The 12,819-nt window shown below is 57.3% G+C and carries 10 protein-coding genes; 9 read left to right on the top strand and 1 reads right to left on the bottom strand.

Annotation, left to right across the window (positions count from 1 at the left end; genetic code table 11):
• Positions 1–61: 61 nt before the first annotated feature.
• From LBW89_RS18865 to LBW89_RS18830, 8 genes are all read left to right on the top strand, one after another.
• Positions 62–1,747 carry a DNA repair helicase XPB gene (locus LBW89_RS18865; RefSeq protein ID WP_148451699.1) on the top strand — a complete coding sequence of 562 codons (1,686 nt, stop codon included), beginning with the start codon at positions 62–64 and terminating at the stop codon, positions 1,745–1,747.
• A complete protein-coding gene (locus tag LBW89_RS18860) occupies positions 1,744–3,624 on the top strand; it encodes a helicase-associated domain-containing protein (protein WP_148451700.1) in 1,881 nt (626 codons plus the stop codon). Before LBW89_RS18865 ends, LBW89_RS18860 begins: the two co-directional genes overlap by 4 nt.
• 100 nt (positions 3,625–3,724) lie before the next feature.
• A complete protein-coding gene (locus LBW89_RS18855; RefSeq protein WP_148451701.1) occupies positions 3,725–4,165 on the top strand; it encodes a YlbF family regulator in 441 nt (146 codons plus the stop codon).
• Positions 4,166–4,217: 52 nt separating this feature from the next.
• Positions 4,218–4,481: a YlbG family protein gene (locus LBW89_RS18850; protein WP_148451702.1), complete on the top strand. Its 264-nt coding sequence runs from the start codon at positions 4,218–4,220 to the stop codon at positions 4,479–4,481.
• Positions 4,482–4,681: 200 nt separating this feature from the next.
• Complete coding sequence (locus tag LBW89_RS18845) at positions 4,682–5,119, top strand: hypothetical protein (protein WP_148451703.1); 438 nt, start codon at positions 4,682–4,684, stop codon at positions 5,117–5,119.
• 84 nt (positions 5,120–5,203) lie between these two features.
• On the top strand, positions 5,204–6,118 hold the full coding sequence (locus tag LBW89_RS18840) for a selenium metabolism-associated LysR family transcriptional regulator (protein WP_148451704.1): 915 nt from the start codon (positions 5,204–5,206) through the stop codon (positions 6,116–6,118).
• A gap of 279 nt (positions 6,119–6,397) precedes the next feature.
• Positions 6,398–6,622: a hypothetical protein gene (locus LBW89_RS18835; RefSeq protein ID WP_148451705.1), complete on the top strand. Its 225-nt coding sequence runs from the start codon at positions 6,398–6,400 to the stop codon at positions 6,620–6,622.
• A 422-nt stretch (positions 6,623–7,044) separates the two neighbouring features.
• Complete coding sequence (locus tag LBW89_RS18830) at positions 7,045–7,929, top strand: PHP domain-containing protein (protein ID WP_148451706.1); 885 nt, start codon at positions 7,045–7,047, stop codon at positions 7,927–7,929.
• A gap of 72 nt (positions 7,930–8,001) precedes the next feature.
• Here LBW89_RS18830 and LBW89_RS18825 read toward each other — a convergent pair whose 3' ends face one another.
• Complete coding sequence (locus LBW89_RS18825) at positions 8,002–9,756, bottom strand: NFACT family protein (protein WP_148451707.1); 1,755 nt, start codon at positions 9,754–9,756, stop codon at positions 8,002–8,004.
• A 185-nt stretch (positions 9,757–9,941) separates the two neighbouring features.
• Here LBW89_RS18825 and LBW89_RS18820 point away from each other — a divergent pair, with 185 nt between their 5' ends.
• Positions 9,942–12,740 (top strand): calcium-translocating P-type ATPase, SERCA-type, encoded by a 2,799-nt coding sequence (locus tag LBW89_RS18820; RefSeq protein ID WP_148451708.1) that lies wholly within the window; start codon positions 9,942–9,944, stop codon positions 12,738–12,740.
• The last annotated feature ends 79 nt before the right edge of the window (positions 12,741–12,819 follow it).

Here is a 12,819-nt window from a genome sequence, read left to right as displayed (position 1 = left end):
TTCGCGGCCGACCGGCTTGCGGGCTTCTTTGTTTTTTAACAGTGTGAAAGGGAGGATGCCGATGAACAGGGAAGGATCCTGCATTGTGCAGCGGGATTTGACGGTGCTGCTTGAAAAAAAACATCCCGGCTACGAATCGGCGCGGGAAAGGCTGGCCGGGTTTGCGGAACTGGTGAAGAGTCCGGCTTATTACCATACATATCGCGTTACCCCGTTGTCTTTGTGGAACGCCGCCGCGGCCGGGATGAGCGCGGAGGACATTCTGACAGAGCTGCGGCGGCTGTCCCGCTGGGAGCTGCCGGGCGGAGTGGACGAGGAGGTCCGGATGTGGGTTTCCAGATTCGGCAGCCTCAAGCTGTTCAGGGCGGAAGAGCCGGGACGCCTGGTCCTGGAATGCGTGAGCGGGGAGGAAGGCCTGATGGCCCGGCTGCTGAAGGAGAAATCCCTTGAGCCGTACAAGCTTGAGCCGGCCGGTGACTACCGCTGCTTCCTGCCCCAGGTGTGGCGCGGAGCGCTTAAACAATCCCTTGCCCATCTCGGGTACCCTGTGCTGGACGAAGTCGGGTATCATCACGGACAATCGTTGCCCATGGCCTTACGGGACGTAACGGGCGGCGGGAAACCTTTCGCCCTCCGGCCCTATCAACAAGCGGGTGTCGAAGCGTTTGCCGGGGGAGGCGACGGCGGAGGCAGCGGTGTCCTCGTTCTGCCTTGCGGCGCGGGAAAAACGGTCATCGGGCTCGCGGCGATGGCCCATTTTCAGAGTGAAACCTTGATTCTGACTTCCAACGTCACCTCGGTGCGCCAATGGATTGCGGAAATCCGGGATAAAACGACACTGCCGGAGGACGCGGTCGGCGAATACTCGGGGGAGAAGAAACAGGTTTGCCCGGTTACGGTTTCGACCTATCAGATCCTGACCCATCGCGCTAAGAAAGAAGAGGGCTTTAAGCATATGAGCCTGTTCAATCAGCGGGATTGGGGGCTGATCATTTACGACGAGGTACATTTGCTTCCCGCTCCTGTGTTCCGGGCAACCGCCGATATCCAGGCGACCCGCCGGCTTGGGTTAACCGCTACGCTCGTACGGGAGGACGGCTGCGAACGCGACGTCTTCTCGCTGATCGGGCCGAAACGTTACGAAATCCCTTGGAAGACGCTGGAGGAACGGGGGTTCATCGCGACGGTGGAATGCCGGGAAGTCCGGGTCGGCATGCCGGATGCGGTCAGAGAGCGCTATATCCGCGCGGAGGGAAAGGAGAAATACCGGATTGCGGCGGAGAACCCGCGAAAAACGGAAATGGTGCGGCGTTTGGTCAGCCGCCATGCCGGCCGGCAAATTCTAATTATCGGGCAGTATTTGAATCAACTGCGCGAAGTGGCCGAAACGCTGCGCGTTCCGCTTATTACCGGCAGTATGCCGCAGCAGGAGCGGGCAACCTGGTTCGCCCGGTTTCGCGAGGGGAAGATCCCGGTGCTTGCCGTTTCCAAGGTGGCCAACTTTGCCGTCGACTTGCCCGATGCGTCCGTCGCGATCCAGATTTCCGGAAGCTACGGCTCCCGTCAGGAGGAGGCGCAGCGGCTCGGGAGAATACTGCGGCCCAAACAGGATGGCGGAGGCGCCTATTTTTACACCCTGGTCTCGGAGGAGACCCGGGAGCAGGATTTTGCGCTGCGGCGCCAATTGTTCCTGATCGAACAAGGTTATGAATACGCCGTTACGGGAGAACGGGGGGAGGGCGCATGATCGAAGCGATTTTCCGGCGGTTCGCCGGACTGCCGTTCAAGCTGGAGAAGCTTGATGAGGCGGCGTCCGGCCGATTGACCGGAGCCGATCTGAGAGCGGCCCTGCCGGGGCTGCTGAGAGGCGGACAACTGGCCGCCGTCAAAAAGGCTTGGGGGGAAATGCTGTACTACATCCCCGCGGAGCGGCTGCCGGAGTTATGGGGACGAACGCCATTTCCCGAGCTTACGCCTTTGGCAGCTACGGATGCCCGGCTGCAAAGAGAAGCAGGTCCCGGCCTGGCCTTGGACCTATTCCGGGCCCTGACGTGGGCCGGCCGGAACGGGCTGCCCGTTACCTCCAAGGGAACCCTTCATCAACGGTCGATCGGCAAGCTGGCGGGGCACTTGTACTTGCAGGAGAACGATATCGCCGGACTCCATCTGCGCTATCCCCACCACGACGTTTATCCCCCCCAACTGGCCGTGGTGCTCGATTTGCTGCTCTCCTTCGAGTTATTGGTGAAGGAGCGCGCAAGCTGGAGTCTGAATTCCCGGGAGCTTTCGGCCTGGCTGAGCTTGGAACAAGAGGAGATGGATGCGCTGTTGTTCCGCGAACTGCTTCACCGCTATATTCCTGATGATGTTTCCGCGCAGCACGGCGTATACAGGCTGATTCAGCCCGATCTGCGGGAAGGGACATGGTACTCGCTGCAAGACATGATCAAGTCCCTGCAATCCATAGGGATGGTCCCCGGCAGTCCGCCGGAGTTTCTCCAGGGATGGCTGGAGAACTGGCTTAAAGCCCTGGCGGGTTTCGGCTGGGTGGATTTCGGGACCGATGAGGGGGGCGAAGGCTGCTTCCGCTGGCGGAAAAAGCCGGATTTGCGACGCTTGCCGAAGAACGGACAAGCTGCGGAGGGCTCCCTGGCGGACGGAGGCCTGGATGATGGCGGGAAGTATGGACTTGGGCCGTCTTCGCCCCCTTTCATCATCGTGCAGCCGGATTTTGAGATCCTGGTGCCCCCGGACGTATCCTACCGGGTGCGCTGGGAACTTGAGGCCTTCTGCGAAAATTTGACGATGGACCGAATGTCCGTTTACCGGCTGACCCGACAGAGCGTCTCCAAAGCGGCCGAGCTGGGCCGATCCCCGGCGGAGGTACTGGAGCTGCTGGAGACTCGGGCGGAAGCGGTGCCGGACAACGTCCGCTCGGCGCTCGAGCAATGGGGCCGCGAGCTGGGCCGCACCTTGCTGGAGGAGCGGATGCTGCTGCGCTGTGCGGACGAGGAAGCGGCGGAGACGGTGGCATCCTTGCCGGCCCTTGCCGGACTTTTGGAGCGGATCGGCCCCCGCGATTTTATCGTGGAGGACGCCCAGGCCGCTAAAGTCCGCAGGGTGCTGGAGGAAGCCAGATTGGCCCCGCCCAAGTCCGGGGGGCCATCCGCTGCCGCTCCGGATTTCCCGCGGCTGGAGGAAGGAACCGGACATGCGCCTGCGGCACTGCGGGGGACGCAGCCGGAGCGGGCCTGGATATTTAACGGCCGGAATCTCCATTTCTACGAACCGTCCGAGGCGATTCCGCCATTATCGGAGCTTTTTCCGGGATATGAGGAGGTTCCGGGGATGTGGTTGAAGGAGCTGCGTTCCTATCACGGCTCAACGGCGAGAAAAGTGATGGAGCAGGCCATCGCCTGGAGGACTAAAGTAGAACTGAAAATGAACGGTTCGGTGGAGGAATTCTGTCCGCTTTTTTTGAAAGGGGACGAAAAGTGGACGGTCGTCGGACGGCTGCTGAAACCTTCCCTAAACGGAGAAGAAGTTATCCCTCCGCAAGGGGAAATCGAACTGGCGCCGGACCGCTGGGAAGCCATGCGGCTGCGGCTGCCTGAACTCTCCTAATCTACGGGGCTCCCTCTTCTTCTCGTCGCAAGATTATGGTATGATTATCTCGTCTACCGCTTTGGCGGACTACACTTGTAAGGAATCGAGATGATAATTCATGAGCGTAACGGAGATCAACACGGTCGATATGGCCGAGCTGCTGACAAACGCCTATGAATTAGGCGATTTGATAAATAAATCCGCTGCGGTTTCCGACTATTTGTACTGGAAACGCCGGGTCGAGGAGGATGCCGAAATCCAGGCCCTCGTCAAGAAATTGGCGGCCAAGAAGGAGCTGTTCGAGGAAACGCAGCGCTTCGGCCATTTTCATCCCAACTACCATGAAGCCAAGGACAAAGTAACCGAGGTGGAGCTGGAGTTGGAGCAATTTGAAGCGGTACGCCGCTTTAAAGCGGCGGAGAAGGAGTTGGACGATATTCTTCACCAAATGTCCGAGATTATCGCTTATGCCGTTTCGGACAGCATTAAGGTGCCGAGCAACGATCCGAATCCGAAGGGCGGAGGCTGCGGAAGCGGCGGAGCGTGCGGTTGCGGATAAGGCCGGCGCTGAAGACATAAGGCGCTTCATGCGGAAGAGGGGGGGAGAAATCATGTTTCCGGAACGGACCGGTTATATTATTTGGGTCAGCGACCTGAAGGCGGCAAGAAATTTGGAGAAATACGGAAGCGTTCATTACTTGTCGCGGCGGATGCATTATGTGGTTATGTACGTGAACGCGGACCGGGCGGAGGAGACGATGAAGAACGTCCGCAAACTCCCCTATGTTCGCAAAATCGAACGTTCCTACCGGAACGAAATCAAGACGGAATACAGCAAGGATGTTCCGGACAAAACCCGGTATTACGGTTTATAGTTTTACGGAAAAGGCGGCCCTCGGGCCGCTTTTTTTATGGGCATCTACGGAAAGGGAGGCGCGGGATTTTTAAAGTAAGCTGTCAGGGCCTGAATTGGTACAAATTTTTCTATCTTAAGTCTTGTCGAACCGTTGGTTATGATGTATTATGTTGGGTAATTATACTTAGTTATAAAGTCCTAGAACTCGAGGTGCGGCAAATGAGAAATACGGTTACGGAGCGGCGGGCCACTTGCGGAAGACAGCCTGTTTTATTGGGGGACAAGGCCATTGCCGACATCGTTATTACCCATCATGCCAGGTTAAGATATCAGGATCGGGTCGATCGCCGCGGTTCCGCGACGAATGAGATAGCGCGCTGGGCTTGGGGATGGCTCAAGCAAGGCAGAATGAAGCCGTATTACCGAAACGGAGAGGACGTCTACCTCGTCGATGACGATTTGGTATTTGTGGCGGAGTTTACGGAGATCCCCGGGATGTATACGGAACAGGCCAAGCCTGTATATAAAATGATTATCGTAACCTTTCTGGGCAGGATGTCGGAGACGATCGAGCTTCGCGACCTGAAATCTTACTATTCCTGGCTGCGGCATTCCCGGCGCATGACCTTGATGAAGAATACGCGCAAACGCAAATAGAATGAGCATGTTCCGACAGGGGCATGCTTTTTTTTGTGCTCTTCCTCGTGGTATTGTAGGGGGAGAAGAAGGAGTGGAACAAGGATGGCGTTGAACTATCATCAACTGCATATTTTTTATACGGTTGCGGAGCGGGGAAGCTTCTCGGCGGCGGCCCAGGCGCTTCATATGACCCAGCCGGCGGTCACGATGCAGATTCAGGCGCTGGAGGATCACTTCGGCAGCAAATTGCTGGTCCGGTCGACGAAACGGATCGAGCTGACCGAAGCGGGCCATACGCTGTTTCCTTATGCAAGGCGGAGCCTTGAATTGATGCGGGAAACCGAGCGGGCCATGTCGCGTTTTGCCTCGATGCTGAAGGGAAGGCTTCAGCTCGGAGCCAGTCTGACGATCGGCGAATATGTACTGCCCAGGCTGCTGGGGGGATTCGCGGTAAAATACCCGGATGTCTCCATCGCGCTCAAGGTAATGAACACGGCTCAAATCATGGAGGAGATCGTCGGGCATCAGCTGAATTTCGGCCTTGTCGAAGCGCCTGTGCATCATCCTGATATGGTATCGGAGCCCGTGATGGAGGATGAGCTGAAGCTGATCGTTCCGGCCGGCCATCCTCTGGCGGAGAAGGAGCGGGTCCGGTTGAGCGAGGTCATGAACTATTCCTTCGTGCTGCGGGAAAAAGGTTCGGGAACCCGGCAGGTGATGGAAGCGGAACTGGAGCGGCTGGGCATCGCGGCGGAACGGATGGAAGCGGTGATGGAGCTGGGCAGCACCGGCGCGGTGAAATCGGCGGTGGAAGCCGGCCTGGGCGTCACGATCATCTCCCCGTCCTCGGTGAAGCACGAGCAGGCGTTAGGCCTGCTGAAGGTGGTGGATATTGAGGATGCCGAGTTCAAGCGCCAATTTTATTCCATCCATTTGAAATCTACGGTACTGCCCGTCTCGGCGGTTACTTTTTTAACGTATTTGCGCGGATTCAAAAAATCGTTCTATATAAGTTGAACTAAAGAATTGGCACTAGGCAAGAGTGTGAAATGATTCTGGAGAAGCTACCAGCTTTCTGAAAGAAAGCTGGCATCAGAAGCATAAGCTAAAGCTCGCCTTTGTGACCGGATTTCTACCTTGAATAAATATAAATAAAGAAATCTGGGAGCAACAGCGATCGGAAGAACATTTCACACGGCTGCAGCCACTAGCGTTGCATTAACCGTGGGGTTCAATAGCTGTAACCGCCTCTCTTTGAGCTCTGGCCGGTGGATAAGGGTCATTTGGAGCGCTATTTTGTCGAATTTGGCTCTTTGGTGTGAAATAGAGGTCATTTGGGGCCTTATTTTAGAGAAAGTCGGGCAAAAACCGGATTTTTGGGCTCGCACCAGAGAAATAGGGTCCTTTTTAGCCGCTATTCTTCCTGAAAAAGCAAATCTGGGCGAAATAGCAGCCCAAAACGCCGCTATTATAACGGACGGCCAGAAAAAGTTGCGGCCCGCAGCACTAAGTCAGGTTTAATGTAACGTCAGTGACCCACGGCTGGAAATAAGGCCTTTTTTGACCGCTATTTTCTCGGTAGAGGCGAATCGGGCCGAAATAACGGCCCAAAAGGCCGCTATTGCAGCGACAGCGAGCAGGTGAAAAGGATTCTATTCACGCTCTTGACCCGCAACTAAATGGTTGGGTTCGAAATAAAGGGAATTCTTCCCGTTAATTTGGTACGTACGCGGCCACAGGGGCCAATTAGCCGGATAACCTCCCGTTAATTCGCCTGAAATGGGGTATATCGGCAATATAGCCGCGAAATAGATGGAGCTTCTCCAGCTAAATTCGATCGAGGGGCCAAGAGCGGTACATGAACGGGAAAGTTTGCCTTTAATGATGCGGAATCCGACGGAGGGACTTTATTCTTGGAACAACATACCTGAGGAGGGGCAAAAATGATGCAAAGCAAAGGCGAAACGGGGCGGCAAGAACGATACGATTTGCATACCCATACGCGAGCTTCGGACGGGATGAACGCGCCCGCCGATAATGTCCGTTTGGCGAGAGAACAAGGCCTTACGGGTCTGGCGATCACGGACCACGATACGGTAGCGGGGGTCATGGAAGCGATGGCGGAGGGCGAGCGGCAGAGCATACTCGTGATTCCGGGGGTGGAAATCAGCACCCGGGCCTCGGGAAAAGACATCCATGTATTGGGGTACTTTATCCAAACGGACGATCCCGTGCTGCTGCAAAGATTGGCCAGCTTAAGGGAGACCCGCGAGGCCCGGAATGTCCAAATCATAGACAAGCTGAACGGTCTCGGGATTTCCATTACGTTGGACGAAGTCAAGGCGGGGCTGGGCCGGCCTTTGCGGCCGGATGAAAGCCTGGGCCGGCCCCATATCGCCGACGCGTTGGTTCGTAAAGGACTGGCCGCCGATATGCGGGATGCTTTTGACCGGTATCTCGGAGAAGGGAAGCCCGGATACGCCTCTTTGCCCCGGATTTCGCCGGAAGAAGCGATGGGATGGATCCGCGAAGCCGGAGGCGCGCCGGTTCTGGCCCATCCCGGCTTGTACGGCGATGACGAACTGGTGGAAACGATCGTGGCGAAGGGCCGGCCGGCGGGGATCGAGGTGTATCACTCCGACCACGGACCGGAGGACGAGGAGCGCTATCTCGTGCTGGCGCGGCGATACGGACTGATCGCCACCGGCGGTTCCGATTATCACGGCGTCCGGCAGGGCGTCGTCTTTCACGGCGATCTCGGCAGCCGCTACGCCGACGGAGAGTGCGTCCGACAATTGCAAAACGCCGCGGAGCACGGCGGCCGTTGAACAAAGAACCTTCCTAAAACGCAGATATTCTGCGTTAGGAAGGTTCTTGTTTTGTCGGCGGTGTGTTAGCCTCTATCCGTTTTTTACCGCACTCGGCAGTTTTTTGATCAACTGCTCATCCGGCGTCACGAACAAGGTGCGTTGGTGATCATAGATGACGAAGCCCGGTTTCGCCCCGCTCGGTTTGCGGACGTAGCGAATCAGCGTGGAGTCCACCGGCACGCTGCTCGATTCCCTGGCCTGGCTGAAATAGGCCGCCAGCTGGGCCGCTTCATTCAGCGTCGCATCGCCAAAACCGCTGCCGCGGATAACCACATGCGAACCCGGTATGTCTTTCGTATGCAGCCAGGTATCGTTCGGTCCGGCGAGCCGGTTGGTCAGGTATTCGTTTTGCAGGTTGTTCTTGCCGACGCAAATTTCGAAGCCCTCGGAAGAGGTATAAACATGCAGCGTCGGGCGGTCGTTCTTTTTCTTCTTTTTGCCTTTCTTCGCCCGGTCCCGCAAATATCCCTGCTGGATCAATTCCTCGCGAATTTCGTCGACATCGCTCAAGGAGGCGTACGACAATTGCTGGAGAAGCTCCTCAAGGTACACGATCTCCTCCCGCGTCTTCCGCATCTGCTCATCGATCACCGCAAGGCTATTTTTAAACTTGTTGTATTTTTTAAAATAACGCTGGGCGTTCTCCGAAGGAGTAAGCAGCGGATCGAGCGGAATTCGCTCCGTCTTCTGCTCCTCGTCATAGTAGTTGACCAACTCGGCCGTGCGATCACCTTTCTTGATCAAATGCAGGGACGGCAGCAGAAGCTCGCCCCAAATCCGGTAACGCTCGGCATCTTCCGCTTCCCCTAGATCTTTCTCCAGGTTGGACAGTTTTTTGATGTTTTTGTTCCGTTCATTTTGCAAAAATCGCAGCAGATCGCTGGTCTTCTGCTTTACGGTATCCCGCAGCGCCTTCTCCCCGAAATACTCCTCCATGCACTCGCTGATGGAGCCGTAAGTTTTGGCTTCCCCCCGGATCAGCGTCAGCCGGACGGCGGAGAAAACCGGCTTCCCCGCTTCGTTATCTCCGGTCACAGGAGTGTACCGGTGGTTCCGCACATCCTCCATAAGCTGGTCGAAGGCGGCCCAGAGCTTCTCCGGATCCCCGCTTCCCTGCGCTGGCCGATTGCCGCCATCAGCGCGGCGGCCGATCTCCTCCGCGATCAGCGGGCTCAAGCCGCTGTAAGCGCCGACGATCCAGCCGGCCCCCCCGTTTTGCTCGGCAGCGTTTTGCCAGGCGCTGAAGAAGTTTTCTTTGCCCGTATGCAGCGGATCCAGTTTATTCTGCTGCGGAGGCTCCGTATAGGAGAAACCCGGCATTACGACACGGTATCCGCTGATGGCGGGGGTCACGTGATGAATGCCGTCGAGCTGTGTTCCTGTTGCCGGATCGACCAGAATAATATTGCTGTGCCGTCCCATCAGCTCCACGATCAGTCGCTTCACCGAGACGTCGCCGAGTTCATCGCGCTGGCGAACATCGATATGGATGATCCGCTCCATTCCGACTTGCCGGATCGCTTCGACGATACCTCCTTCGCAGTGTTTCCGGAGGAGCATGCAGAACATGGGGGCTTCCAGCGGATTCGGAAAAGATTCCTCCGTCAGATGCACGCGGGGATAGGTCGGATTTGCCGACAGCAGCAGACGTTTATTTCCGCCGGAGGCGCGAAGCTGCATGATGATATCGCTGGATGAGGGCTGATGTATTTTATTGATGCGCCCGCCCACGATGGTTTGCAATTCGTGAACGATCGCTCGGGTTACGATTCCGTCAAGTGCCATAACAATATATTCTCCCGTCTTGTTTCAATATAAATTGCTTCGTGCTTCTTTCTATGATGCCATACTTCCGGCAAAAACTTAAGAGCCGCGCTGTGATAATTTGGGACTGGCCGGAATACATTTACCCTAGGTGGAAAAGCCTTCACGCTGTATACCGCACAAAATACGGGAGGGGAATTGGGAGGATGGAACAAAAAAACTGGCACCAGTGGAGTGGCGATGAGCTTCTTGAGCGGTTCGGCGTCACGCGCGAACAGGGCCTGACCCAGGAGGAAGCGGCTCGAAGACAGGAGCGGTACGGAGTAAACGAGCTGGCGGAGGGACAGCGCATTTCCCCGTGGCTGTTGTTCTTGAACCAGTTCAAGGATTTCATGATGCTTATCCTGATGGGCGCCACACTGATCTCGGGCATCCTCGGCGAATATTTGGACGCCGTTACCATTATAGCGATCATCGTCTTGAACGGGGTGCTGGGCTTCGTGCAGGAATTCCGGGCGGAGCGCTCTCTGCGGGCTTTAAAGCAACTGTCGGCCCCCCACGCCAATGTGCTCCGGGAAGGCGTGGTCAGGCATATTCCCGCGAAGGACCTCGTTCCCGGCGATATCGTGATTCTGGAAAACGGAGACCGGATTCCGGCCGATATCCGCTGGCTGTCGGCCAACAGCCTGGATGTGGAAGAATCGGCCTTGACCGGGGAATCGCATCCGGTCGGAAAGCACGCCGAAACGATCCGCGAAGCGGACGTACCGCTGGGCGATCAGAAGAACATCGGCTTTATGGGCACGATGATCACGCGGGGGAGCGGCCGAGGCCTGGTGATTCGCACGGGGATGGATACGGAGATGGGCAAAATCGCCGACCTGATCCAAAATACGGATACCCAGGAAACACCGCTGCAACGAAGGCTGGAACAGCTTGGGAAAATATTGATTTACCTGGCGCTGGCTCTCACCGTACTCGTCGTGGTCGTCGGGATCTTGCACGGACAGCCTGCGGGCGCGATGTTCTTTGCGGGGGTAAGTCTCGCGGTGGCGGCGATTCCGGAAGGTCTGCCGGCGATCGTCACGATCGCGCTGGCGCTCGGCGTGCAGCGGATGATCAAGCGCAAGGCGATCGTCCGCAAGCTGCCTTCCGTCGAAACGCTGGGCTGCGCCTCGGTTATTTGCTCGGACAAAACGGGAACGCTGACGCAAAACAAGATGACGGTTACCCGGCTTTGGCTGGAAGGGCGTTCGCTGGAGGTCACCGGGGAAGGCTACGAGCCGATCGGGCAAATATTGGAGAATAAGCAGCCGATCGACATCAAGATGGACCAGAGCCTCCGGCGTTTGCTGCAGGTCAGCGCGCTTTGCTCCAACGCGGAGATCTCCGAGGTCGATGCCGATGTGCGCGGCCGCAAAAAACCGAAGGAGGAGCCGCAGGGAACGCATTGGATTTTGAAGGGGGATCCTACGGAAGGCGCGCTCGTCGTGCTTGCTTCCAAAATGGGGCTGACCCCCGCGGCCTTAAGCACGTCATACCGGCGGGAGCGGGAGTTTCCGTTCGATTCGAAACGGAAGATGATGTCGGTCGTGGTGACCCACCAGGGCGGAAGGATGGCTCTCGTCAAGGGTGCTCCGGATATGCTGCTGGATAAATGCGCGTACATTCTCTGGGAAGGCAAGGTGGTTCCGTTTACGGGCACCTTGCGGAGCCGGGTGCAGGCCGAGAATGAGGGGATGGCCCGCAGCGCGCTGCGCGTCTTGGGACTGGCATACCGCGAGGTGAAACCGCACGAGTCGATGGCGGAGGAAGGGGCCGTGGAATCGCAGCTGATCTTCGTCGGGCTGGCCGGCATGATCGATCCGCCCCGCCGCGAAGCGCGGGATGCGATTGCCGTTTGCCGCCGGGCCGGCATCAAAACCGTGATGATCACCGGGGATCACCGGCTTACGGCGGAAGCGATCGCTACGGACCTCGGTATCCTGCCGCGCGGAGGCGTGTCGATGTCGGGTCAGGAATTGGCCGCGCTCAGCGATGAAGAGCTGGACCGACGGGTCGACGACACCTATGTTTATTCGCGCGTGGCCCCCGAGCATAAGCTGCGCATTGTCAAAGCGCTGCAGAGCAAAGGGCATGTCGTCGCAATGACCGGGGACGGCGTCAACGACGCGCCGGCGATCAAAGCCGCCGATATCGGCATTGCCATGGGGATAACGGGGACCGATGTGTCCAAGGAAGCCTCATCGCTTATTCTGAGCGACGACAACTTCTCCTCGATTGTAGCCGCGATCGAAGAGGGGAGAAGCATCTATGAAAATATCCGCAAGTTTATCCGCTATTTGCTGGCTTCGAATGTCGGTGAAATATTAACGATGTTCTTCGCTATGCTGGCGGGCCTTCCGCTGCCGCTGCTCCCGATTCAGATTCTGTGGGTCAATCTCGTCACGGACGGCCTGCCGGCGATGGCGCTCGGCGTGGATCAACCCGAAAAAGACTTGATGGAGCATAAACCGAGAGGGGCGAACGAGAATATTTTTGCCCGCCGGCTCGGCTGGAAAATCCTCAGCCGCGGCTTGCTGATCGGCCTGTGTACGCTCGCCGCCTTCTGGCTGACGTACCGGGTGGCTCCGAACGATCCGGCCCAGTTGGCCAAAGCCCAGTCGGTGGCCTTCGTGACGCTGGTGATGGCCCAACTGATTCACGTCTTCGACTGCCGCAGCTCGCGCTCGATTTTCCACCGGAATATTTTGCAAAACCGCTATCTCGTCCTAGCCGTTCTTTCTTCCGTGCTGCTGCTGCTCGGCGTCATGTATATCGAAGCGTTGCAGCCGATCTTCAAAACCGTGCCGCTCGGTACGCGCGAATGGGCCATCTCGCTCGTCGCCGCCGGCATTCCGACCTTCCTGCTTGGCGCGGGCAGCGTATGGTCCGGCAGACGGCGCAGGAATTATAACGGGCCCCGTCCGATGGCCACGGTGAAAAGTACAAATATTCGTGCATAGAATCAATACCATTCCACCCCTCAAGCCGATAGACTAACCCCATGGAGCAAGCTTAGCTCGGCAATGCATGCGAGGGGTG

The organism is Paenibacillus sp. alder61, from assembly GCF_020179875.1.
In the GTDB taxonomy this organism is placed as follows: Bacteria; Bacillota; Bacilli; order Paenibacillales; family Paenibacillaceae; genus Fontibacillus; species Fontibacillus faecis.
Note: the sequence above shows the minus strand (reverse complement) of the source record. Positions and strands in the feature narration are given on the sequence as shown.